Source organism: Sulfitobacter sp. JL08, from assembly GCF_003352045.1.
Lineage (GTDB): Bacteria > Pseudomonadota > Alphaproteobacteria > Rhodobacterales > Rhodobacteraceae > JL08.
In genome coordinates this window covers 2,592,254-2,615,594 of sequence record NZ_CP025815.1, presented here as the reverse complement: position 1 = coordinate 2,615,594, position 23,341 = coordinate 2,592,254, and the positions used below count along the sequence as shown (strand labels likewise).

General features: G+C 58.3%; 20 protein-coding genes. 11 read left to right on the top strand and 9 right to left on the bottom strand.

Features of this window, described 5'->3' with window-relative positions; all coding sequences use genetic code 11:
• The first annotated feature begins 39 nt into the window (after positions 1–39).
• Positions 40–1,173, top strand: coding sequence for a flavodoxin-dependent (E)-4-hydroxy-3-methylbut-2-enyl-diphosphate synthase (gene ispG, locus C1J05_RS12815; protein ID WP_114870589.1), 1,134 nt, complete (start codon positions 40–42; stop codon positions 1,171–1,173).
• 24 nt (positions 1,174–1,197) lie between these two features.
• Here ispG and C1J05_RS12810 read toward each other — a convergent pair whose 3' ends face one another.
• Together C1J05_RS12810 and C1J05_RS12805 are read right to left on the bottom strand one after the other, a co-directional pair.
• On the bottom strand, positions 1,198–1,944 hold the full coding sequence (locus C1J05_RS12810; RefSeq protein ID WP_114870588.1) for a DsbA family protein: 747 nt from the start codon (positions 1,942–1,944) through the stop codon (positions 1,198–1,200).
• A gap of 23 nt (positions 1,945–1,967) precedes the next feature.
• Positions 1,968–3,284 carry a M48 family metalloprotease gene (locus tag C1J05_RS12805; RefSeq protein WP_114872307.1) on the bottom strand — a complete coding sequence of 439 codons (1,317 nt, stop codon included), beginning with the start codon at positions 3,282–3,284 and terminating at the stop codon, positions 1,968–1,970.
• 67 nt (positions 3,285–3,351) lie between these two features.
• Between C1J05_RS12805 and C1J05_RS12800 the strand changes: the two genes are divergently transcribed.
• From C1J05_RS12800 to C1J05_RS12775, 6 genes are all read left to right on the top strand, one after another.
• Positions 3,352–4,506, top strand: coding sequence for a pyridoxal phosphate-dependent aminotransferase (locus tag C1J05_RS12800; protein WP_114872306.1), 1,155 nt, complete (start codon positions 3,352–3,354; stop codon positions 4,504–4,506).
• A gap of 73 nt (positions 4,507–4,579) precedes the next feature.
• Complete coding sequence (locus C1J05_RS12795) at positions 4,580–5,800, top strand: N-acetylmuramoyl-L-alanine amidase (RefSeq protein WP_114872305.1); 1,221 nt, start codon at positions 4,580–4,582, stop codon at positions 5,798–5,800.
• A gap of 186 nt (positions 5,801–5,986) precedes the next feature.
• A complete protein-coding gene (locus C1J05_RS12790) occupies positions 5,987–8,539 on the top strand; it encodes a penicillin-binding protein 1A (RefSeq protein WP_114872304.1) in 2,553 nt (850 codons plus the stop codon).
• A gap of 88 nt (positions 8,540–8,627) precedes the next feature.
• Positions 8,628–9,755, top strand: a complete 1,128-nt coding sequence (gene prfB, locus C1J05_RS12785) for a peptide chain release factor 2 (RefSeq protein ID WP_114870587.1) — start codon at positions 8,628–8,630, stop codon at positions 9,753–9,755.
• A 102-nt stretch (positions 9,756–9,857) separates the two neighbouring features.
• Positions 9,858–11,279 (top strand): amidase, encoded by a 1,422-nt coding sequence (locus C1J05_RS12780; protein ID WP_114870586.1) that lies wholly within the window; start codon positions 9,858–9,860, stop codon positions 11,277–11,279.
• Positions 11,280–11,386: 107 nt separating this feature from the next.
• Entirely contained in the window at positions 11,387–12,172 is a 786-nt protein-coding gene (locus tag C1J05_RS12775; protein ID WP_114870585.1) for a DUF2189 domain-containing protein, read from the top strand.
• Between the two features lie 53 nt (positions 12,173–12,225).
• Here the strand turns inward: C1J05_RS12775 and C1J05_RS12770 are convergent, their stop codons facing one another.
• The 3 genes from C1J05_RS12770 to C1J05_RS12760 form a co-directional block, all read right to left on the bottom strand.
• Positions 12,226–12,438 carry a hypothetical protein gene (locus tag C1J05_RS12770; protein WP_114870584.1) on the bottom strand — a complete coding sequence of 71 codons (213 nt, stop codon included), beginning with the start codon at positions 12,436–12,438 and terminating at the stop codon, positions 12,226–12,228.
• 10 nt (positions 12,439–12,448) lie between these two features.
• Entirely contained in the window at positions 12,449–13,621 is a 1,173-nt protein-coding gene (locus C1J05_RS12765) for an aromatic ring-hydroxylating oxygenase subunit alpha (protein ID WP_114870583.1), read from the bottom strand.
• Between the two features lie 120 nt (positions 13,622–13,741).
• Positions 13,742–14,539, bottom strand: a complete 798-nt coding sequence (locus C1J05_RS12760; protein WP_114870582.1) for a helix-turn-helix domain-containing protein — start codon at positions 14,537–14,539, stop codon at positions 13,742–13,744.
• A 237-nt stretch (positions 14,540–14,776) separates the two neighbouring features.
• Between C1J05_RS12760 and C1J05_RS12755 the strand changes: the two genes are divergently transcribed.
• Positions 14,777–15,157: a hypothetical protein gene (locus C1J05_RS12755; RefSeq protein ID WP_162798065.1), complete on the top strand. Its 381-nt coding sequence runs from the start codon at positions 14,777–14,779 to the stop codon at positions 15,155–15,157.
• A 9-nt stretch (positions 15,158–15,166) separates the two neighbouring features.
• On the opposite strand, the gene ilvN is transcribed toward C1J05_RS12755, so the two are convergent.
• The gene (gene ilvN / locus C1J05_RS12750) at positions 15,167–15,727 is read right to left on the bottom strand and encodes an acetolactate synthase small subunit (protein WP_114870580.1); all 561 of its coding nucleotides are present in this window, start codon (positions 15,725–15,727) and stop codon (positions 15,167–15,169) included.
• A gap of 74 nt (positions 15,728–15,801) precedes the next feature.
• Positions 15,802–17,553 (bottom strand): acetolactate synthase 3 large subunit, encoded by a 1,752-nt coding sequence (locus C1J05_RS12745; protein WP_114870579.1) that lies wholly within the window; start codon positions 17,551–17,553, stop codon positions 15,802–15,804.
• A 541-nt stretch (positions 17,554–18,094) separates the two neighbouring features.
• Between C1J05_RS12745 and C1J05_RS12735 the strand changes: the two genes are divergently transcribed.
• Positions 18,095–18,748 carry a hypothetical protein gene (locus C1J05_RS12735; RefSeq protein ID WP_114870577.1) on the top strand — a complete coding sequence of 218 codons (654 nt, stop codon included), beginning with the start codon at positions 18,095–18,097 and terminating at the stop codon, positions 18,746–18,748.
• A gap of 83 nt (positions 18,749–18,831) precedes the next feature.
• Here the strand turns inward: C1J05_RS12735 and C1J05_RS12730 are convergent, their stop codons facing one another.
• Together C1J05_RS12730 and C1J05_RS12725 are read right to left on the bottom strand one after the other, a co-directional pair.
• On the bottom strand, positions 18,832–19,476 hold the full coding sequence (locus tag C1J05_RS12730; RefSeq protein WP_114870576.1) for a response regulator transcription factor: 645 nt from the start codon (positions 19,474–19,476) through the stop codon (positions 18,832–18,834).
• The gene (locus C1J05_RS12725) at positions 19,473–20,921 is read right to left on the bottom strand and encodes a cache domain-containing protein (RefSeq protein WP_114870575.1); all 1,449 of its coding nucleotides are present in this window, start codon (positions 20,919–20,921) and stop codon (positions 19,473–19,475) included. The genes C1J05_RS12730 and C1J05_RS12725 overlap by 4 nt, the downstream gene beginning before the upstream one ends.
• A 259-nt stretch (positions 20,922–21,180) precedes the next feature.
• Here C1J05_RS12725 and C1J05_RS12720 point away from each other — a divergent pair, with 259 nt between their 5' ends.
• Together C1J05_RS12720 and C1J05_RS12715 are read left to right on the top strand one after the other, a co-directional pair.
• The gene (locus C1J05_RS12720) at positions 21,181–22,266 is read left to right on the top strand and encodes a TRAP transporter substrate-binding protein (protein ID WP_114870574.1); all 1,086 of its coding nucleotides are present in this window, start codon (positions 21,181–21,183) and stop codon (positions 22,264–22,266) included.
• Positions 22,267–22,408: 142 nt separating this feature from the next.
• Positions 22,409–23,338: a TRAP transporter small permease subunit gene (locus C1J05_RS12715; protein WP_114870573.1), complete on the top strand. Its 930-nt coding sequence runs from the start codon at positions 22,409–22,411 to the stop codon at positions 23,336–23,338.
• Positions 23,339–23,341 lie beyond the last annotated feature (3 nt).

Sequence of the window (23,341 nt, the reverse complement as noted above, 5' to 3'; positions counted from 1 at the left end):
TATTCAACTTACAGACGAAATCAAAAAGGGTTTGCGCCCATGTCGCTGAACCACATACGGCCCTGGAAAAACATTTACCGGCGGACATCGCGCCAGATCATGGTGGGCAATGTGCCGGTGGGCGGTGACGCGCCGATTGCCGTTCAGACCATGACCAACACGCTGACCACCGATGTGCCCGGAACCATCGCACAGGTGCAGGCCGCAGCAGATGCGGGCGCGGACATCGTGCGCGTTTCGGTGCCCGATCAGGACAGCGCCAAGGCGCTGAAAGAGATTGTGCGCGAAAGCCCCGTTCCAATCGTCGCTGACATCCATTTCCACTATAAACGTGGCATCGAAGCCGCCGAGGCGGGGGCCGCCTGTCTGCGCATCAATCCCGGAAACATCGGGGATCCGGCCCGCGTGAAAGAAGTGATCAGGGCGGCGCGCGATCACAACTGTTCCATCCGGATCGGGGTGAATGCGGGGTCGCTGGAAAAGCACCTGCTTGAAAAATATGGCGAACCCTGCCCGGATGCGATGGTGGAAAGCGGTCTGGATCACATCAAGATATTGCAAGACAACGATTTTCATGAATTCAAAATCAGCTGCAAGGCATCTGACGTGTTCATGTCTGCCGCCGCCTACCAAAAACTGGCCGATGCGACCGACGCGCCGATCCATCTGGGCATCACGGAAGCGGGTGGGTTGGTCAGCGGTACGATCAAGTCCGCCATCGGTCTGGGCAACCTGTTGTGGATGGGGATTGGCGACACGATCCGCGTGTCCCTGTCTGCCGATCCGGTGGAAGAGGTCAAAGTCGGGTTTGAAATCCTGAAGTCGCTGGGCCTGCGCCATCGCGGGGTCAACATCATTTCCTGTCCCAGTTGCGCGCGGCAGGGCTTTGACGTGATAAAGACGGTCGAAGCGTTGGAGCAGCGTCTGGAACATATCAAGACACCGATGAGCCTGAGTATCATCGGCTGCGTGGTGAACGGCCCGGGCGAGGCGCTGATGACCGATGTAGGTTTTACCGGCGGCGGGGCCGGCGCGGGCATGGTCTATCTTGCGGGCAAGCAAAGCCACAAGATGGACAATGATCGGATGATTGATCACATCGTCGAACAGGTCGAAAAACGCGCATCCGAAATCGAAACTGAAATGGCGGTCGCGGAACAGGCGGCAGAGTAACGCTGCCGCCGGTTGTTGTCGCTGTCAGCGCGCGCGCAGATCAGCCACCAGTGCCTGCATCTGGTCCAGCGGCAGATATCCCCGCAACAGTTGATCTTCCATCACAAAGGTCGGCGTGCCATTGATCTGCAACCGCTGTGCAAGCGCACGGGTGCGGGCAATTTCCTGTGTCACTGCATCAGAGTCCATCGCCGCGATAATCGCGTCTGAATCAAATCCCAACGTGTCTGACAGGCGGCGCAGGCTGGTTTCGCTGACGTCGCCGTTCATTGTCATCAGGGCATCGTTCAGGATCTTGTATTCAGCATCGCCCGCCACCTGTTTCGCGGCAATCGCAAAGCGTGAAGCCAGCAATGATTGTTCACCCAGGATTGGCAGTTCCTTGACGATCAGGCGGATATCGCCATCGCTTTCCAGCAACTGTGCCACTTCGCCATGGGCTCGGCGGCAGTACCCGCATCGGTAATCCAGAAATTCGACCAGTGTTATATCGCCATCCGGATTGCCACCCACCCAAGAATACCCGTCGTCGAAAATGTCGGCTGCATTGGCCTGCACCAGCGCGATATCGCTTTGCGCCTGCGCCTGGTTCTGCGCTTCTTCCAGCGCGGCAACGGCTTCCATGATCACTTCGGGGTTATCCAGCAGATAGGCGCGGATTTCGGCGCGAAACGCCGTGCGTTCGCTGTCTGACATGGCTTCCATGTCAAAAGCCAGGGCAGGGGCGGACAGCATCAGAAAAGCCATCAGTGCGGTCAGTGTTCGTTTCATGACGGGTCTCCGATCCGGTTTGTTCAGCTGCGTTCGGCAGCAATGATCACATCCTGCGCGCGTTGCCAAGGGCCAGACCCTGCAGGCAAAAGGCCGGATGCGCGTTTGGCGTGTATTTCGGCGTCTTTCAGGCGGCCCTGCAGGGCATAACGTTCTGCCGTGACCAGGGATGCCATCCCGTTCTGGCCCTGACGCGCATATGCAACTGACAAGTCACGCAAAAGACGCGTATCGCGGAAATCACGCGCGCGGGCGTTTTCCAGCATTTGCAGGGCAGCGCCATATTGTTCATTGGCCAACAGTGCCCGCCCATAGCTGCTTAGGATCAGGGCATCTTTTGGGGCCAGATCGACGGCTTTCTTGTACGCAGTCACAGCGGCACTGATCTGGCGGCTTTCCAGCAGAATCTGACCTTTGAGTTCATAGAAAAACGGGTCTGACGGACGCAGGGCAATGGCGGCGTCGATGGCCTTGACCGCTTGGGTTGCATTGGAATTGCGATGATGCGCGATCGCCTGCCGCATCAGGGTAATATCCTGTGTCGGGCCTTCCTTGGCGCGCCCGAATGTCCATTTGGGCGAGCGGGTGAATGCCGATATCTTGCCGCGTGCGCGGGCATACCAATAATTGCGATCCGCATCCGGCGTGCTGGTGTCGCCAAAGGCCGCGACAAAGGCTTCCATCGCGCGCACCCTGTCACGGCTCAGCGGATGCGAGCGTGCATAAGGGTCCTGCCGCCCGCCAATCAGCAGTTCCTGCCCTTCGAAAATTTGCAGGACTTTCAGCATGCCACTGGGGCTGATGCCGGCACGTTTCAGGAACCGCACGCCAGACTGGTCGGCCGATGCCTCTTCGCTGCGGGTGTGCGCCAGAAAGCTGCGCTGCGCTGAAGAACTGGTGCCCAGAGCCAGCCCTGTTGCGGCCTCGCCCTGACCACTGGCGGCTGCGACTGCTGCCAAGGCCATACCCAGCCCCGAAACCGTTCGGGCGTTGCGCAGATTTGCCATCCGGCGGGAAATATGGCCGTTGACGATATGCGCGGCTTCGTGGGCTATGACCCCTTGCAGCATCTCGGGTTCGTCCAGCTTCAGGATCAGCCCGTAATTGATGAAAATCGCATCGGAATCGATGATAAAGGCATTCAGCGCACTGTCATTCACAATCAGAATACGCACCCGGTTCGGGTTCAGGCCCGCCGCTTGCAACACCGGTTCGGCCAGTTTGCGCAGCGCGTGTTCGATATCTGGATCGCGCAAAAGCTGAACGGCATGTGCAGGCAGCGCGACCAACAGCGCCAGTGCAAAGGCGAAAAACAGGCGCAAGGCACCCTGCGCGCGCATTGACGCAGCGACAGTTTCGCGGTGAAAGGGGCGCCAGAAATCCATGATTGCATTTAGGAGTGTTCCGGTGAAAAACTCAACCCGATCTCAGGTTAATCCCTTTATTGTGATGGATGTCATGGAGGCCGCCCGCCGGGCCGAGGCCGCAGGCCGCCGGATCATCCATATGGAAGTGGGCCAGCCGGCCACCGGTGCGCCCAGCGGCGCAACGCAGGCGCTGGCCAAGGCGATGGAACACCAGTCTTTGGGCTATACGGTGTCACTGGGTCTGCCTGCTTTGCGGGCGCGGATCGCGCAGCTTTACCGGGATTGGTACAATGTCGATCTTGATCCGGAACGCGTGGTGATCACTTCCGGGTCGTCGGGGGCGTTTATCCTGTCTTTCACGGCCCTCTTCGATAGCGGGGATCGTGTCGGCATCGGCGCGCCGGGATATCCTTCGTACCGCCAGATCCTGCATGCGCTGGGGTTGCAGCCCGTCGATCTGCCCACGGCACCGGAAAACCGGCTGCAACCTGTACCATCCGATTTTGCTGGGCTGGATCTGGCCGGGCTGTTGGTGGCTTCGCCCGCCAACCCGACGGGCACCATGCTGGACCGTGCTGCAATGACAGATCTGATCACGGCCACACAGGCGCAATCAGCCGCATTCATATCCGACGAAATCTATCACGGGATCGAATATCAGGCCAAGGCGGTCAGCGCGCTGGAAATCACGGATCAATGTTATGTCATCAATTCGTTTTCCAAATATTTCAGCATGACAGGATGGCGCGTCGGCTGGATGGTGGTGCCGCCGGATCATGTGCGCACCATAGAACGGCTGGCGCAGAACCTGTTTATCTGCGCGCCCCATGCGGCCCAGATCGCGGCCCTCGCGGCACTGGACTGTGACGCGGAATTGCAAGCGAATATGGATGTTTACAAGGCGAACCGCACCCTGATGCTAAAGGGCTTGCCCAAGGCCGAATTTTCCCGCTTTGCACCGCCTGACGGCGCGTTTTACGTTTATGCCGATGTGTCGGATCTGACCAGCGACAGCCGCGCCTTTGCAGCGGAAATTCTGGAAAAAGCCGGTGTTGCCGTTACGCCGGGACTGGATTTCGATCCGGTGCGGGGGCATACGACGCTGCGGTTTTCCTATGCCGGATCCACCGAAGACATGCAGGAGGGTCTGGCGCGGCTTACCGTGTTCATGGCGCAGCGTGATGCCAGCAATTAATTAGCTTTGGACGATTCCATTCGCGGCCGTGCTCGGGTAGGATGCCGGCAAAACGCAAATGTGCGGCGGGCAGATGATCAGGCTTTTTCTTTTCCTATTGGCATTCGGCCTGTGGCCGCTCAGCGGTGTCGCGCAGAATCTGAGCGCGCTGGCGCGTGTCGATAGCGATCAAAGTGCCATCACGGACGGGTGGTGGGGCACCACCAATATCGATCTGCACCTTAGTCAGGCGGTGCCTTATCGGGTTTACAGCCTTGCTGATCCGCGCCGTCTGGTGATTGATTTTCAAGAGGTCGACTGGTCCGGAGTGTCGCAGGACGCACTGCTTGACAGCAAGCGCATCAGCGATGTGCGGTTCGGTCCGTTCCGGCCCGGATGGTCGCGCCTGATTGCCGATCTGACAGAGCCGATGGTTCTGGACAAGGCCGGGCTGGACACCGACATCACAACCGGAACCGCGCATCTGCGGATTACACTGCGAACAACTGACGCGGATACCTATGCCGCCCGGTCGGGGGCACCGTCCGATCTGCAATGGGCCTTGCCGGCGCCTGCCGATCTGCCCGCGCGCGCGCCGCGCACCGCCGATGATCCGCTGATCGTGGTGATCGATCCGGGTCACGGTGGCGTTGATCCCGGCGCCGAACGCGATGGTGATGTGGAAAAGGTTTTGATGCTTCAGTTCGCGCGCGAGTTGCGCGAGGTTCTGGTGCGTTCGGGCGGATTTGAAGTGGTGCTGACGCGGGATGCGGATGTTTTTGTGTCGCTGCAGGAACGCATCGCCATTGCCCATCGCGCGGGTGCGGATGTGTTCCTCTCGCTTCATGCGGATTCCCTATCGGAAGGGCAGGCGCACGGCGCGACGATCTACACGCTGTCGGACGAGGCATCGGACAAGGCAACGGAAGGTCTGGCTCAGCGTCACAACCGAGCGGATGTTCTGGCGGGTGTCGATCTGTCGGGGTCGGATGACGAGGTAACCGGCATTCTGCTGGAACTGGCGCGGCAGGAAACCAAGCCCAGAACCAAAGCGCTTGCGCGGGCGCTGGCGGACGCCATGGAAAAGGCGGGCGGACCGATGAACAACCGTGCCATCCGCCATGCCGGGTTTTCCGTGCTGAAAGCCGCCGATATCCCGTCTGTACTGATCGAGCTGGGATTTTTGTCAAGCAATCGCGATCTGGACAATCTGCGTGATCCGGAATGGCGCGCCCGTATGGCGCGCGGTATCCGGCAGGGATTGCAGGACTGGGCGGTGCTGGACGAGGCGGTACGAGACCTTGTGCGGCAATAACCCTGCTTTGTCCCGGATGCTACCGTCGGTTCCTTATTTTCGGCAAAAAGAAACGCGGCTTAATGACTTTGATATTATAGGTGGAGTGTGACGTGGCGGGAAATGGCCGCGCGCGCCACACTCGTGTTTTGACGCCCCGCATGTGGCACCCTATATAGAGGCAGTCCCCAAGGTAAGGCTGTGCGCGTGTTTCGATTCATCCTGTCATTTTTCGGTGCGATTTTCAGCGTTCTGACGCTAGGCATCGCCGCTGTTGCGCTGACCATCGGGGGCATCTTCTGGATGTATGGGCGCGATCTGCCCAGCCATGAATCCCTTGCACAGTATAAACCGCCCACGATCAGCCGGATTTATTCGGGCGAGGGCGAGATCATCGATGAATTTGCCCGTGAACGGCGTTTGTTCGTTCCGGCCGAGTCGATCCCAGATCTGGTGAAACAGGCGTTCATTTCTGCCGAAGACAAGAATTTCTATACCCATGCCGGTTATGACGCGCGCGGCATTGCGGCCGCCGGGTTCGAAGCGATCAAGACCCGCGGCAAGACCGTGCGCGGCGCATCGACGATCACGCAGCAGGTGATGAAGAACTTCCTTTTGTCGGGGGACCGTCAGGCAGAGCGCAAGATCAAGGAAATCATTCTGGCCGCGCGGCTGGAAGAAACCTTGGACAAAGAGCGCATTCTGGAACTTTATCTGAACGAGATTTTTCTGGGCCAGAATTCCTATGGCGTGGCGGCCGCTGCGCAGACCTATTTCAACAAGAGCCTGAGCGAGCTGGCACCGCATGAAGCGGCGTTTCTGGCCTCTTTGCCCAAGGCGCCATCGGACTATCATCCGGTGCGCGAAAAGGAGCGTTTGTTGGCGCGCCGTGATTTCGTGCTGAAAGAGATGTTCGAAAACGGCTATCTGGACAAGGAAACCTACGAGGCGGAACGCGCGGCGCCGTTGCGTTCGGTGCAGAATGGCGATTTCGAAAGCTTCCGCACTGCTTTGCCGCCGCGCGATTATTTTACCGACGAAATCCGCCGGCAGCTGAGCGAGGATTTCGGCGAGGGCGAGTTTTTCACCGGCGGGTTGACCGTGCGCGCGACCATCGATGCGCAGATGCAACCGATTGCGGCCAATGCCCTGCGGCGCGGTTTGGAAAAATATGACCGTGGAACCGGTATCTGGCGCGGCACCGGCAAGAAGATCGATCCGGCACTGTTGGCGAACGAGGAAAGCTGGCGCGCTGCATTGGCGAAGGTGAAAGTGGCGCGCGATGTTGACCTTGAGAGCCAGTGGTATCCGGCTGTGGTGCTTGAGGTGGGCAACAATGATGCGCGCATCGGCATCGAAGGTGTGGAAGACGACGCCGATGGCCATTTCATTCCGGCCAAGGATGTACAATGGGCGCGCAAGCGGCGTCCGGACGGATCGCTTTCCAGCAAGGCCAAGGTTGCAGGTGATCTGGTCGAGGTCGGCGATGTTGTTCTGGTGCGCCGGATGACGGATGACAGCGATGGCAGTTTTATCCGCTGGACCCTGCGTCAGGTGCCCGAAGTGCAGGGCGGCTTTGTCGCGATGGACGTCAATACAGGACGGGTGATTTCGATGCAGGGCGGGTTTTCCTACCAGCATTCCGTGTTCAACCGCGCCACCCAGGCACAGCGCCAGCCGGGATCTTCGTTCAAGCCGTTCGTTTATGCCGCAGCACTTGACAGCGGGTATTCCCCCGCGACGATCGTGATTGATGCCCCGATCGAGATCAACACACCCCAGGGGCTGTGGCGTCCGCGCAATGCGTCCAATCAGTATTACGGGCCAACGCCGCTGCGCACAGGTATTGAACGGTCGCGCAACCTGATGACTATCCGGCTGGCGCAAGAGGTCGGGATGGATGTTGTGGCGGCCTATGCCGAACGGTTCGGCGTGTACGACTATATGGGCCAGTTTCTGGCCAACGCGCTTGGGTCCGAAGAAACGACGCTTTACAAGATGGTGACGGCCTATGCGATGTTTGCCAATGGTGGCGAACGGCTGCAGCCCACGTTGGTTGACCGGGTACAGGACCGGTACGGCAAAACCATTTACCGCCATGACCAGCGCGTGTGTTCGGATTGTTCCGATCCCGACATTCGCAGCGGGCTGGGGCCGCGCATCGTGTCCAACCGCGACCAGATCATGAACGCGGTCACGGCCTATCAGCTGACATCGATGATGACCGGCGTTGTGGAACGCGGCACTGCCAGCGGATATGTCAAGCTGGGTGTGCCGGTTGCGGGCAAGACCGGAACCACCAACGATGCGCGCGATGTCTGGTTTATCGGGTTTACCAGCAACATCGTTGCCGGTTGCTACATCGGCTTTGACAGGCCGCGCCCGATGGGGCGCAGCGCGTTTGGCGGCGCAATGTGCGGTCCTGTGTTTCAGGAATTCATGACCGAGGCGACGGCCAAATATGGCGGCGGTCAGTTTGCCATCCCGCCTGGCGGGACATTCATCAAGATCGATCGTTTCACCGGTGCCCGCCTGCCGAATGAAGCGTCCGGCCCCAATGTTGTCGCAGAGTATTTCCGTGACGGGGAAGAACCGATATTCGGCCTGACATTTGATGGCGGATTTGCCATGGGATCGAACCTGCCGTTGTTCGAAGAAGTGATCGAAAGCGGACGACAGGTCACGACATCGTCCGGTGAAACGGCGGTGGTCGGACCCAAGGCGGATTTCGGCACGGTCAGTTCCGGTGGATTGTACTAGACCCATTTAAGCGACCGGCACCGCTTGCCCGCGCTGCGGGGCTGGTTTATCACCGCATTTCCATCACTCTAGGACAGGTTATTGCCGGATGCGCGCAGACGCCCAAAACACTGTGGATCAAATTCAGAAGTCGCTGGACCTGCTGGGGCAGCGGCTGGATGTCGAAACGGCACCGTTCCGGCTGGAAGAATTTGATGCCCGCGTTGAAGATCCGAACCTGTGGGACAACCCCGAAGCCGCGCAAAAGCTGATGCGGGACCGGCAGGCGCTTGTGGACGCGATGGAGACCTATTCCAGCATCAAGCAGGAGTTGAGTGACAATATCGAACTGATCGAACTGGGCGAGATGGAGGACGATCAGGACGTTGTTGCCGAAGCCGAGGTCGCACTGAAGGCGCTTGCGATCAAGGCCGCGCAGAAAGAGCTTGAGGCGCTGCTGGATGGCGAAGCCGATGCAAATGACACGTTTCTGGAAATCAACGCCGGTGCGGGTGGTACGGAAAGCTGTGACTGGGCCAACATTCTGGCACGCATGTATGTGCGTTGGGCCGAACGCAAGGGCTACAAGGTTGAACTTCAGTCCGAAAGTGCGGGCGAAGAGGCCGGGATCAAATCGGCGACTTACAAGATTTCCGGCCTGAACGCCTATGGCTGGCTAAAATCGGAAAGCGGCGTGCACCGGCTGGTGCGCATCAGCCCGTTTGACAGCGCCGCCAAGCGGCACACGTCATTCTGTTCGGTCTGGGTGTATCCCGTTGTCGATGACAATATCGAAATCGAGGTGAATCCGGCTGATATCCGGATCGATACCTATCGCAGTTCGGGCGCGGGCGGGCAGCATGTGAACACCACGGATTCGGCGGTGCGCATTACCCACCATCCGACCGGGATCGTAGTGACATCTTCGGAAAAATCGCAGCATCAGAACCGTGATATCGCGATGAAGGCCCTGAAGTCGCGCCTCTATCAGATGGAACTGGACAAACGCAACGCAGCCATCAACGAAGCCCATGAAAACAAGGGTGACGCAGGCTGGGGCAACCAGATCAGATCTTACGTGTTGCAGCCCTATCAGATGGTCAAGGATTTGCGCACCAACTACGAAACATCCGATACCAAGGGCGTGCTTGACGGCGATCTGGACGGGTTGATGGGGGCCACACTGGCGTTGAATGCCAGCGGCAAATCCCGTGCCGAGGCGCGCGGCGCGGACTGAACGCCACCACACAAGACCGATCAGCATTGAACATCTTTTCGGGATGTTGCGCTGCGTGGGCGCGGCTTCTATCGTTCGCTGAACTTTAGAAGGGGATGTGGTGTGGACGTGCTGAACACGACGGCGTGTGATCTTTCCGACCGGTTGGACCGCAAGGAGATCAGTGCAGAAGAACTGATGCGCGCCACGCTGGCGCAGATTGACCGGATCAATCCGGACATCAACGCCATTGTTGCTTTGCGCGACGCCGATGACCTGCTGGCCGAGGCGCGGGCAGCGGATGCAGAAATATCGACTGCGCCGCGAAAAAGCGTGCTGCACGGCCTGCCCATGGCTGTGAAAGACACGGTCGAGGTGCAAGGCATCCGGTCTACCACCGGATCGCCGTTGTTTGCCGATCATGTTCCACAGACGGACGAGGTGCTGGCAGCACGGATGCGGGCGGGGGGTGCGATATTCATTGGCAAAACCAATGTGCCGGAATTTGGCATGGGCTCTCATACGTTCAATCCGATCTATGGCGCGACGCGAAATCCCTATGCGCCGGACCGCAGCGTTGGCGGATCCTCGGGCGGGGCTGCTGCGGCGCTGGCGACGCGGATGCTGGCGCTGGCAGACGGGTCTGATGCGATGGGCAGCCTGCGCAATCCGGCGGCATGGGCCAATGTCTACGGGTTCCGCCCGACTTGGGGGCGGGTGCCCAACGAACCGGCAGGCGATATGTATCTGAACCAACTGGTGACGGATGGACCGATGGCGCGCTCGCCTGCGGATCTGACAGCACTGCTGGATGTCATCGCGGGGCCGGACCCGCGCCAGCCGCACGGGATGGCCCATACCGCGCTTGGCCCGCAACTGGAGGCACCAGTGCGCGGGCGGCGGATCGGATGGCTGGGGGATTGGGGCGGCGCCTTTCAGGTCGAACCGGGAATCCTTGATATCGGGCGTGCGGCCCTGAACGTCTTTGTCGCTCAGGGCTGTCAGGTCGAAGAGGTACCGGCACCGTTTTCCGCCAGCGCCCTGTGGGACAGCTGGTGCGCATTGCGGGGCTTTGCGCGCGCCGGGTCGATGCGGGCGCTTTATGAAGACCCGGCCAAACGGGCGCTTTTGAAAGATGAAACCCTATGGGAAATCGAAAGTGGCCAAAATCAAAGCACGGCCGATATTTATCGTGCCAGCGAAATCCGGTCAGACTGGTTTCGGGCGGCAGCGGCGCTGTTTGAAACCTATGATGCGCTGATCATGCCATCTGTGCAGGTCTGGCCGTTTCCGATCGACTGGCGGTATCCGCAGGGCATCAACGGGGTCAAGATGGATACCTATCACCGCTGGATGGAATGTGTCGTGCCGGTCAGTCTGATCGGGTTGCCCAGCCTGAATATTCCTGTTGGCTTTGGCGCGACCGGATTGCCCATGGGCATGCAGATGTTCGGGGCGTTCGGTGATGATCTGGGCGCGCTGCAACTGGGCCACGCCTATCACCGCGCCACGGATTGGCCGAATACTCAGCCGCCAAAGATGTAACGGGCATTTCAGCAGGGGCTTGATCTTGGGGCGCGAACCGTTTTTTCTGTCGGTAACTATGGCGGGTGCGCGCGAAAAGGCACTGATCGCGCGGGGAGGCGCAACATATGGCAGAGACACCTGAGCTTGGCGTTCCGCCACTGGCCCCTGTCAACGGCGCGATGCTGCGCGAAGCTTTGGCGCGTGGATGGCAGGATATCCGCCGCGCCCCGCTTTACGGGTTGGCGTTTGCGGGGTTTTATGTCCTGGCCGGCTGGGCGATTGCGTGGATCACTTATCAGACCGGGCACACGTTCTGGCTGGTTCTGGCGGTGATGGGCTTTCCGCTGATCGGCCCGTTTGCCGCTGTCGGCCTTTACGAGGTGTCGCGCCGTCTGGAGGCAGGAGAGCCGCTGGACTGGAGCGGTGTGTTCGGAGTGATCCTGCTGCAAAGCAAGCGGCAACTGCCCTCGATCTGCGCGATCATCATCGTGATTTTCATGTTCTGGTTCTTTCTGGGTCACATGATTTTTGCGCTGTTCCTTGGCCTGTCGACGATGACAAACGTGTTTTCATCCCCTGATGTTTTCTTAAGCGCGAACGGCATCATGATGCTGACATTCGGAACGATCGTGGGCGCGGTCTTTGCGCTGATCCTGTACATGATCACGGTGGTGGCCCTGCCTTTGCTGCTGGACCGCGAGGTTGATTTCGTCACGGCGATGATCACCAGTTTCAAGACCGTCGTGGCCAATCCGGTGCCGATGCTGGCATGGGCGGCGCTGATTGCCGGCATCACGTTTCTGGCGCTGATCCCGTGGTTTGTGGGCCTTCTGGTTGTCTTGCCGCTGTTGGGTCACGCCACATGGCATTTGTATCGCCAGATGGTCACAATGGCCGTCCCTGCGGAGTGACGGGCAGGGGCGGTAATCACCCCCGGTATTTCCGGCAAAAAAGGTACTTGCTGTTATTCTTCGCGGCCCTGCGCCACAAGCCGGGCATGAAGCGCGCGCGCATCTGCGTGGTTCTGTTCCAGGGCATAGACATAGGCATGGGTCAGGAAAAAACAGGCGGCATCCAGATCCGGTGCGGTATCGGCCGCCTGTGTGTAAAGCGGTACCAGCGCCAGACGGTCATCCGCGGCGTGGGCCTGTAGCAAGCGCTGGTCCAGAGCATTCATGGCGCGTTCCCTATTCTGCTGCCTGAGCCGGCGCGCTGATCGCATCGCGGTGCGCAATCACCTGTGTGGCGACCCAGTCATGAAAGTTGTGGGTTGGCCCGTCCATCGCGGGCGAGAATTTTCCGCCATCGAATCCGGAACCAAGCCGCCCGCGCTGCATGCCTTCAACAACAAAGACATCTTCCACAAACACGCCTTTCCACAGGGCGGCGTTGGACATGCGCATTTCGTCGCTTGTGTCGGGCTCTGCATAATAAAGATGCACGTGTTCGATGGTGCGGTCCTTGGCTTCGGGGACAAGGATGATCGCGAACGCATGATCGCGATGAACGCCAAGAAGTACGTTGGGATAGGCCGCGACATATTCGGCCGCTTCGTTCCATTTTGTGCCGACATCGGGGAAATCGGGGAACACGGCCCCGTTTTCGGCCTTGAGCTGTCGATAGACCAGCGTGCCCTGGCCTGAAAACTTGCCGGGTTCTTCGATGTTGTAGTGGTCTTCCAGCCGGGAGTAGCTGTTGAGGCCCGGATGGACCCACGGCAGGTGATAGCTCTCGCAGTAGTTTTCCACCGCAAGCTTCCAGTTGCAGTTCACCTCAAGCTGGAAACGGCTGTTGGGGCCGCCGTGATACATCGGCTTGTCAAAATCGGCCCAACGTTGGATCAGATCGGCAAAGGCCTCTTCAAAGGCCGGTGCGTCACCGCTGAGGTTGATCCAGACGACATCGCGCCAGACATGGCTGTGCACTTCAATCAGGCCCAGCAGGGCACGATCAATATCGGCGTGGGTGTTGTGCCCCGGTCCGCCGACATGGGGCGTGCTGACCAGCTTGCCTTCGGTGGAATAACACCAGCTGTGATAGGGGCAGCGGATCGCGCCTTCGATCTTGCGCGGTTCTTCGACCAGGATCATGCCGCGGTGGCGGCAGGTGTTCTGAAACACCTTGATTGCGCCCGATTTGGCGTGCACCAGCAGCAGCGGCATCCCCAGAAAGGTCATTGGCACCGCATCACCCGGTTCCGGCACATCGGCAGCGACGGCCAGTCCGGCCCATTGTTTGGCCAGCACAGCCTGGTTTTCTTCGGCAATCACCGCATCGTCGATGTAATGGGCGTTGGGCAGGCCACGGGCTTGCGCGATGGGGCGGCGCACCGCGCTCAGATCGGTAAAGGTGGGATTCATGAAAGGCGACTCCGAAGGCAGGCGCAGGCGCGCGTTGAACTATCGGAGGACTTTACGGAAAATGCCTGTATCGGCTTGTCCGAAGGCGACGCGGTTTTGCCACAGGCGACACGCGGAGATCTATTGAAACGGTTGATCCAGTTGCAGCAGGCGACGATGAAACGGCAACAGATCCTCGACACCGCAGAACCCTGTATCGCGCGCGCATTTCAGCGCCGCGGCCGTGCCTGTTCCGATATGTTCATAAACCATTCGGGCAATCCGGGTGCTGGTGACGGATTCGCGCACGGTACGCGTGGCGTATCCGACCCAGAAATTGTTTTCGTAGGACGGCACGCGGCTGAGATAATTGAACGAACATGTCATCGAATTGCGACGCGATACCAACGCTGCAACCCCATCTTCCTGATGCATGACAAAGCCACGGAATTCACGGTTCTTCAGATCAAAAGGCAGGCCTTGCTGGCGCATGGCTTCTTTGGGTTCGTAGCCACGGATGTAAGTGTTGCTGTCTTTTCTGAACACAAGCACCAAACCTGTCAGCATCAGTTCTTCGTTCACAAAGCTGCGGCGCGAAAAACGGTAGAATCCGTCCGGGAACATTTCTGTTGTCACATTTCGGACGCTGTCGCCCAGAAAGTCGCGCAATACCGGAGTGTTGAACAGTTCATGATTGCCGTTCAGTTGCGCCACCGGTTCCAGCAACACCCGTGCATCGACGTTGAAAAACGCGCAGATGCGGGCCAGAACATCCGGCCGGGGAAAGCTTTCGCCGGACAGGTAACGGTTGAACTGGGTTCTGTTGATGCCCAACTGGCGCGATAACTCCGAAATGGACGGGTAGGCGCTGGCAAGATGACGCAAATTAGCGCCAAACATATTGCGTAGCTCAGCGGGCGATCGTGCGGGTTTTGTCATCTTCAGTTCTTTTTAACGGGCGTAATATAGATCGGATAGTGCCGGTCGCGGGGTGTATTCCACAAAAAGCAATCAGTTCTTACAGTTTTGACGCTAATTAGCGTCGCACATGACGCCAGTTCGCGACACAACCCTAGCGGTGCGGACACAAAATGCAAGAGGGCGACACGGTATTAGTAATGTTGTTTCGGCAGGTGATCATGAAAACTGAAAGGGAATTTTAATCTGGGAATGAACATGATTGGCGTAGTACTTTGGAGCGACACGACAGATCGAAAAGCGGTCATCTGGTGCGAGGACCATGGCGACCTTGCGTTCTACACCAGATCGCAGGATTCATCCGCGCAGGATTTCCTGATGGACGCGGGTGATCTGGTTCAGTTTGATCTGACGGTGGACCGACATTTGCGTTACGCCCATAACCCAAGGCTGGTCGCGGACGGGCTGTACCCTGATCTGGCAGGAACGCTGACAGATGTTTCCGGCGCGCAGCCAGCCCGCACGGAATCCGCCGAAATCGTACCCTTCAAGCCGCGCGGGATCGAGTTTGCCGGACCTATGCTTGAACATCCGGCCGGGGACAGCGGATTGTTGCCGCCAGCCTCGGCCAATCAGTAGGTTCCGGATCTATTCGCCGCGGGGCAGGGCGGCGACACCGGTGCGCGCCACCTCGACCAGACCCAGGGGGCGCATCAGATCGGCAAAGGCGTCGATCTTTTCAGGCGCGCCGGTAATTTCAAAGATAAAACTGTTCAGCGTGCTGTCGACCACGCTGGCGCGGAAAATGTCGGCAAGGCGCAGCGCTTCGACACGCTTGTCACCCGCGCCGGCCACTTTGAACATCGCCAGTTCGCGTTCAACCGACGCACCTTCGACCGTCAGATCGTGAACTTCATGCACCGGTACGATCCGGCCCAGTTGCGCCTTGATCTGATTGATCACCTGCGGTGTGCCGGATGTGACGATGGTGATGCGCGACAGATGTCCTGTGTGATCCACTTCGGCGACGGTCAGGCTGTCGATGTTGTAACCGCGCCCTGAAAACAGGCCGATCACCCGCGCCAGAACACCTGCTTCGTTGTCCACCAGAACAGCCAGCGTGTGCTTTTCCTCGACATCCGAAAAGGTCGGGCGCAGGTTGTAGGCCGAATGGCTGGTTGCGCCTTTTTTGATTTTGAGAGCAGACATTTATGTGCCTTTCCTGAAGTTCTTTTGCCGGTCGATCCGGCTGTTCCCGTTGGGTTTCCGATCAGGAAACGCGTCTAAACCATCACCGATCCCTTGGCGTCGATGACGCCCTGGGTTTCGGCCTCACCCAGCAGCATTTCGTTATGCGCCTTGCCGGACGGGATCATCGGGAAACAGTTTTCATGCTTTTCAACCAGACAGTCGAAAATGACCGGCCCTTTATGGTCGATCATCTCCATGATCGCATCGTCCAGATCAGCCGGATCGCTGCACCGGATGCCCTTGGCCCCGAACGCTTCGGCCAGTTTGACGAAATCGGGCAATGCCTCTGACCAGCTTTCCGAATAGCGCTCGCCGTGCAGCAATTCCTGCCACTGGCGCACCATGCCCAGACGTTCATTGTTCAGAATGAACTGTTTCACGGGCAGGCGGTACTGAACGGCCGTGCCCATTTCCTGCATGTTCATCAGCCAGCTTGCTTCGCCTGCGACGTTGATCACCAAGGCATCAGGATGGCCCATCTGCACGCCGATGGAGGCGGGGAACCCATAGCCCATAGTGCCCAGACCGCCCGATGTCATCCAGCGGTTGGGATCTTCGAAATTCAGGTATTGCGCGGCCCACATCTGGTGCTGTCCCACCTCGGTACAGACATAGCGGTCGCGGTCCTTCGTCAATGCTTCCAGCCGCGCGAGGGCGTGTTGCGGACGGATCACCTTGCCTGTTTGCTTGAACGCAAGACAGTCCACCTTGCGCCATTCATCAATCTGGGCATGCCATTTGGCGATGCCTTCGGCATTGGTTTTGCGGCCGCGCGCCTTCCAGACTTTCAGAATATCTTCCAGCACATGGGCCACATCGCCCACGATTGGAATGTCGGTCTTGATCACCTTGTTGATCGAAGACGGATCGATATCGATGTGGGCCTTTTTCGACTTCGGGCTGAACGCATCCAGACGTCCGGTGATCCGGTCGTCAAACCGGGCGCCGATGTTGATCATCAGATCACAATCGTGCATCGCCAGATTGGCTTCGTACAGGCCGTGCATGCCCAGCATCCCCAGCCAGTTCTTGCCCGACGCCGGATAGGCGCCCAGACCCATCAGGGTTGAGGTGATGGGAATGCCGGTCGCATCCACCAGTTCGCGCAACAACTGGCTGGCCGCAGGGCCAGAGTTGATCACGCCGCCGCCGGTGTAGAACAGCGGTTTCTTGGCTTTTTCCAGCGCCGCCACCAGTTCGGTAATCTCTTCCATATCGCCCTTGACCTGCGGCTGGTAGCGGCTGGTCTTTTGTTTCGGGCCTGTATAGGTGCCGGTCGCAAACTGGACGTCCTTGGGGATATCCACAAGAACCGGGCCGGGGCGTCCGGCGGTGGCAACGTGAAACGCTTCGTGAATGACTTCGGACAGTTTGTCGGTCTCTTTCACCAGCCAGTTGTGTTTGGTGCAGGGGCGGGTGATGCCAACAGTATCGGCCTCCTGAAAGGCATCGGACCCGATCATGAAGGTTGGTACCTGTCCGGTCAGAACGATGATCGGGATACTGTCCATCAGGGCATCTGTCATACCGGTTACGGCATTGGTCGCGCCGGGGCCGGATGTCACCAGACACACACCCGGCTTTCCGGTGGCGCGGGCATAGCCTTCGGCGGCATGTGCCGCGCCCTGTTCGTGGCGCACCAGAATGTGGCGAATATCGTTTTGCTGAAAAATCTCGTCATAGATCGGCAGCACGGCACCGCCGGGATAGCCAAAGACTGTATCCACACCCTGATCCCTGAGGGCCTGGACAATCATTTTCGCTCCGGTCATTTGACGTGTCATCTGCGTTGCTCCGTTTAATCAGACGTGTCTTTCTTGTGCGCATAAAAAAGCCCCCGTTCGGGCGGGGGCGCATGGGAACCAATATGGTGTACCGTTACCGGCCCATGCGCTGTCTTCCTACGATGACGACTAGTTCTGTCATATTCAAAGGCTTCCTTACGTGTCGCGCGGACTTTAGGAGCGGGGTGCGGGGCCGTCAACAGGCAAATCGCACAAAAAATGTCGCAGGGACGCATTTTTCTTTCGGTTTATTGCGCAAAAATCGTCGTTTTTGGTTGATTTGGGAAAACGATGCGCGAATTTTGCGTGAATCTACACAAATCGGCAACGGCTTGGAGGTGCTTTCATTGCACACAAAAGCGCGTCTGGTCCGAAGATCCGCGTTTGCGCCTATTCCTTTTGGCAGGCGAAATGCCGGTACGGTTCCCTTCATCGGGAACGAACGGACAAGGGTGCAGGCTTGATCTGCCCCCTCGATAACGGCTATCGAAGCAAATCCGAAGACACATCAACATGTCTTGCGAAGCCAAAGGGGCAGTACGTGACCAAAACAACCGATATGCAAAAGACCGTTCTTTGGGGAAATGTGGTGCGGTGTCTTTTGATATGCAGCGTGCCTGCTGCCTTGTTTTATGTGATCACTGTCTGGATCATGTCGATGTCGGGCTTCAGCTATATCGAAATGACCAGAGATCCGGCACAGCAGACGGACACGTCCAGCTTTCTGGGGTTTCTGTCCAACATCGGCAGCTGGTTATGGGTGTCAGGCGCGGCCTTCTGTTTCTTCCGCATCGCGACTGATGATTTTCCGGTGGGCGATACGCACCGGACCTTGCTGATCCTGATTGGCGGGTTTTCGTTTTTTCTGGCTGTCGATGACTTTTTCCTGATCCATGACCGCTACATTGCGGAAGGCATCATAGTGCCGCTTTATGCGATTTTCATCGGGTACGTGCTGAAACGGTTTCGCGCCAAGATTTTCGAAATTGACGGGGCTGCGTTCCTGCTGGCGATGACGTCGCTGGCGATGTCTGTGCTTGTCGATGCTGTGCAGGAAATCCTGCCAATAGACTACGGGCTGGGGCAGGCGCTGGAAGAAGGGTTCAAGTTTGTCGGCATCGCAACGTGGACGTATTTCTGTTTTCAGGTTGCCGCCTTCAGGTCAGATGCATCTGCGGCACAAACCGGAACGTGAAAGCAACAGGTTTGGCCCGTTAACGGTTCTGCACCGCAGATTGATCCAAGGTCGTGACCGGGCGCGTGCGGATAGTGTTGCCGTTACAATCCTGCGCCGGTGCCCTGCAACACGCCGTGTTCCATCGCATAGCGGGTCAGCCCGGCGGTGCTGGAAATCCCCAGTTTGCGTTTGATGTTCTTGCGATGGGTTTCAACGGTGCGCACGGAAATATCCAGATCAAGCGCCACTTCCTTGTTGGATTTGCCCTGGGCCAGTTGCAAAAGGATGGTCTGTTCCCGCCCGGTCAGCGCCTCGCGCTCGGTGCCGGGTTTGGGTTCCAGCGATCCCTTGGCACCGGTGCACAAGTAGCGATTGCCCTGCATCACTGTATCAATCGCCTGCTTGATCTCGTCTGTCGGTACGTCTTTCAGCACATAGCCCATCGCCCCGTGCGACAGGGCGGATGCGATATATTCGGGGCTGTCATGCATCGACAGGATCAGAATGCGGGTGTCGGGGGCCTGCTCCAGCAGAATTTCCGTGGCCGACAATCCGCCAAGTTCGGGCATGTTCAGATCCATCAGGATCACATCCGGTTTCAGATGCGCCACCTGTTCCACCGCCTCGCGCCCGTTGGACAACGTGCCGACAACACGAATGTCATCATAGCTTTCCAGAATGGACTGGATGCCTTCGGCGACCATGGGATGATCATCGACGATCAGAACAGAGACAGGATCGGTCATGCGCTTGCCTTTTTCGGTGGTTCTTTGGGTGTTTCGGTGCTCGATTGCGGTGGCAAAAGATGGGTCAACGGCACCTGAGCCTCGATAATTGTGCCCTCGCCAGATTGCCCGCTGCGGGCTGAGAAGATGCGCAACGTGCCGTCAAGCTGTTCAATGCGTTCCTGCATGTTGCGCAAACCCAGCCCTGTTGCGCGGCGGTCTTCGCTGTCTGACAGGCCGCTGCCGTTGTCGGCGATGCGCAGGGTCGCGCCTTTTTTATGGCCACGGATGTCAACGCTGACGCGGGTCGCACCGGAATGGCGTTCGATATTGGTCAGCGCCTCTTGCGCGATACGATAAAGCGCGATTTTTGCGTCCGGACCCAGCCGGTTGCGAAACACCACCGTGTCAAACTCTGTCTCGATACCGGTGCGGGCGCTGAATTCGTCCACCAGCGTTTTCAGGGCGGGGCCAAGCCCAAGATCATCCAGCACGCCGGGGCGCAGATCGCGGCTGATACGGCGGACTTCGGTAATGGCCTCGGCCAGATTTTCGATGCCTTTGTCAAGCGGGGCGGCGGCCCCGGTATCCTGTGCGCCCAGCCTGCGGCGTGCAGTATCCAGCGCATAGCGCACCCCGACAAGGATCTGGCTGATGCCGTCATGCAATTCACGGGCCACGCGCCCGCGTTCTTCTTCCTGGGCATCAAAGACACGCTGGGTCAGTTTTTTCAGCTTTGCATCGGCCAGACGCCGTTCTCGGATATTGATCACCATGCCCGATACGAAAACCGCCAGCAGCGCCGCCAGTGTAATTGCCCCGATGTAAAAGAACGTGCGTTCCACGCGGGTTTCAACCTCGGCGCGGGCGGCGGCCACGGTGGCCAGCACATCGTCGATGAACACGCCGGTGCCCACAGCCCAACGCCAGCTTTGAAAGCCGGTGACATAGGCCACCATCTGCGCTTCTTCTCCGGTCGAGGGTTTGGGCCACAGGAAGGTGTGATATCCGGCACCGCTGCGGGCCAGATTGATGAATTCATCAACGATGGGGGTGCCTTCGCTGTCAGTCAGACCCGCCCAGTTCTGATTGATCCGGTCGGTCTGGCGCGGGCTGACCAGATTGGTGCCGTCGTAATCATAGACAAAGAAAAAACCCTCGGTGCCGTAAATCATCGCCGAAAGGATCTGTGCGACCTGATCCTTGGCCTGCTGGTCATCGGGCTGGGCGGACCCGTAGATGAAATAGAACCCGTTGCGCGCCTGCGTTACGTAATTGCGCAATTCGGCTTTCTTTGCCTCGATCAACTGGTTTTCAAGCGATTTGATTTCGCGTTCCGCCAGGGTACGCGACTGGACAGCCACCAAGGCCGCAATCGCAGCCACGGCCAAAATAAGTGGAACCGATGCCACCAAGGCCAGTTTTTGGGCATAGTTGGGCCGGAATCGTGCAAAAAGCGAACGCATAAGGGACCGTTACGGCGAATCGCGCGCAAATCAAAGGGCAAGCGCGGCGTCAGGCGCACATGAAGCGCGGCATGTACTCCGGTCTTGGTCAAAAAATGGCGTCGATCCAAAGAAAATTCCGAAAAAACGGCGCGCTCTACGCAGTACTAGGTATTCACAATCGTAACGGTCTACATATGGTGGCGACACTCGAAACGATCCGCCCGTGTGTCTGGCTTTGGCTGTGCGCAGGGCATCTTATATCTGGGAGGATTGCTTAATGGATCGTCGTTCCTTTTTGAAAACATCCGCATTGGGTGGCTCGGCCGCCGCGGCAACAACACTGGCGGCACCTGCATACGCGCAAGGCCAGCGGACCCTGACCATGGTCACATCATGGCCGCGCGGATTTGCGGTTCTTGACGATGCCGCCACCTATTTTGAAGAAATGGTTGGCGCCATGTCCGATGGTCAACTGACCATCGACAAGAAAGCACCGGGCGAACTGGTGGGTGCGTTCGAAGTGTTTGACGCAGTGTCGTCCGGTCAGGCCGATCTGTATCACTCGGCAGATTACTATTTCATCGGCCAGCATCCGGCATATGCCTATTTCACGGCCGTTCCGTTCGGCGGCACAGCGCAAGAACTGACCAACTGGTACCATCACGGTGGCGGTCAGGACCTGCACAACAAGCTGGGTGAAATCTTTAACCTGCGTTCGTTCCTTGCGGGCAACTCCGGTTCGCAGTCGGGCGGCTGGTTCCGTAACGAAATCACATCGGCCAACGACTTTAACGGTCTGAAGTTCCGCATGCCCGGTCTGGGCGGCAAGGTGCTGGGCAAACTGGGCGCATCGGTTCAGAACATTCCCGGCGGCGAGCTGTATCAGGCGCTGTCTTCGGGCGCTCTGGACGGTCTGGAATGGGTTGGTCCGTTTGCGGATGAACGCGCCGGTTTCCAGGAAGTGGCCAAAGTCTACTACACCGCCGGTTTCCACGAGCCGGGTTCGGGTCTGGCCGTTGGTATGAACCTTGACGTCTACAACGATCTGTCACCTGCGCATCAGGCCATCGTGGCCAACGCCGCCATGGCGACAACGCATACCCAGCTGGCCGAAACACTGGCCAACAACGGTGCCGCGCTGAAGCGTCTTCAGGCGCAGGGCGTAAAAACCATGCAGTTCCCTGACGATGTGTGGGACGCATTCGGTGCCGCATCCAAGGAAGTCATGGACGAAAACATGAGCGACGAACTGTTTGCCGAAATCCGTGCAAGCTTTGAAGCATCGCTTGCGGCCAGCTCGGACTGGATCCTGCAATCGGACGGCTACTACGTTGCTCAGCGTAACCGCGTTCTGGGAGGCTGATCTGCCATAGCGGATCAAAAGAATGGAAAGACAGCGCTGACTGGCGCTGTCTTTCGATACTTGAAGACGCCTGTTTTTTGCAGGTCAGAACATTATAGACGACCAGACACGCGCTTTTGCGCTGTTGGGAGGGGACACCGGGATGGAAGAAAACGCCGATGGCGCCAGCGTATTTGGCGCGCTTGCAGACGGAGTGATGTGGTTTTTCACCAATCTTGCCGAAGCGTTTTACAATTTCGGCTACGCGATCACCAATCCCGGCCTCTGGCTGGACTGGACCAATAAAGAAGCGGTCATGCGCTTTGTATATTATGGCGGTTCGGTCGAATTTTTCTTTGTCATTCTGGCCGCGTTCTTTGTGCTGACGGCACTGGGCATGTGGCGACACCAGATCATGTGGGGCTATGTCCGCGTTTTGGAAGGCTTTGCCAACACGGTGGGCCGCTTTTTCGCATGGGCGGGCCTGTTGATGGTACTGCAACAGATCGTCATCGTGTTCATGCAGCGTATTTTCACGCGCCCCGACATTTCCATCGGCTTTGGTATTCCGCTGCAATTCGATATCAGCTGGTTTGCCGAAGAGCTCAAGCTTTACAACGCGTTGGTGGTTTGTCTTTGTGCGGCCTACACCTTTGTGCAGGGCGGGCATGTGCGGGTCGATCTGTTCTATTCCGTCGTCAAATTCCGGACCAAAAAAATCATCGACATGTTCGGTTCTCTTTTCTTCATGATGCCGATGGCTGTCCTGACATGGATGTATGGCTGGTATTTCATGTGGCGCCACCTGATCGTGCCAAAGCCGTCCGCGTCCGACACGCTGGACCGTCTGCTGCTGAAATCGCGCGCGATGCGCTGGAACGTGGAAACCATCGGCTTCAGCCCGAACGGCTTTAACGGCTATTTCCTGTTCAAAGTGCTGTTGTGCGCCTTTGCGGCGATGATCTTTTTGCAAGCGGTTTCGATGTTCTACCGGTCCTACCTTGAATGGCGTGAAGGTCCGGAAAGCGAAAACAAATACCTCGACAGGGATACCCTGGGCGAAGGTGAAGAAGCCTATGAAGGCGCACATTAATCT

Coding starts and splice junctions, on each gene's coding strand:
- C1J05_RS12730 (WP_114870576.1), bottom strand. CDS start 19,476: ATGACCGATCCTGTCTCTGTTCTGATCGTCGATGATCATCCCATGGTC.
- C1J05_RS12715 (WP_114870573.1), top strand. CDS start 22,409: ATGGAAGAAAACGCCGATGGCGCCAGCGTATTTGGCGCGCTTGCAGAC.
- C1J05_RS12760 (WP_114870582.1), bottom strand. CDS start 14,539: ATGACAAAACCCGCACGATCGCCCGCTGAGCTACGCAATATGTTTGGC.
- C1J05_RS12745 (WP_114870579.1), bottom strand. CDS start 17,553: ATGACACGTCAAATGACCGGAGCGAAAATGATTGTCCAGGCCCTCAGG.
- C1J05_RS12720 (WP_114870574.1), top strand. CDS start 21,181: ATGGATCGTCGTTCCTTTTTGAAAACATCCGCATTGGGTGGCTCGGCC.
- prfB (WP_114870587.1), top strand. CDS start 8,628: ATGCGCGCAGACGCCCAAAACACTGTGGATCAAATTCAGAAGTCGCTG.
- C1J05_RS12775 (WP_114870585.1), top strand. CDS start 11,387: ATGGCAGAGACACCTGAGCTTGGCGTTCCGCCACTGGCCCCTGTCAAC.
- C1J05_RS12755 (WP_162798065.1), top strand. CDS start 14,777: ATGATTGGCGTAGTACTTTGGAGCGACACGACAGATCGAAAAGCGGTC.
- C1J05_RS12795 (WP_114872305.1), top strand. CDS start 4,580: ATGATCAGGCTTTTTCTTTTCCTATTGGCATTCGGCCTGTGGCCGCTC.
- C1J05_RS12765 (WP_114870583.1), bottom strand. CDS start 13,621: ATGAATCCCACCTTTACCGATCTGAGCGCGGTGCGCCGCCCCATCGCG.
- C1J05_RS12805 (WP_114872307.1), bottom strand. CDS start 3,284: ATGCGCGCGCAGGGTGCCTTGCGCCTGTTTTTCGCCTTTGCACTGGCG.
- C1J05_RS12810 (WP_114870588.1), bottom strand. CDS start 1,944: ATGAAACGAACACTGACCGCACTGATGGCTTTTCTGATGCTGTCCGCC.
- ispG (WP_114870589.1), top strand. CDS start 40: ATGTCGCTGAACCACATACGGCCCTGGAAAAACATTTACCGGCGGACA.
- ilvN (WP_114870580.1), bottom strand. CDS start 15,727: ATGTCTGCTCTCAAAATCAAAAAAGGCGCAACCAGCCATTCGGCCTAC.
- C1J05_RS12770 (WP_114870584.1), bottom strand. CDS start 12,438: ATGAATGCTCTGGACCAGCGCTTGCTACAGGCCCACGCCGCGGATGAC.
- C1J05_RS12725 (WP_114870575.1), bottom strand. CDS start 20,921: ATGCGTTCGCTTTTTGCACGATTCCGGCCCAACTATGCCCAAAAACTG.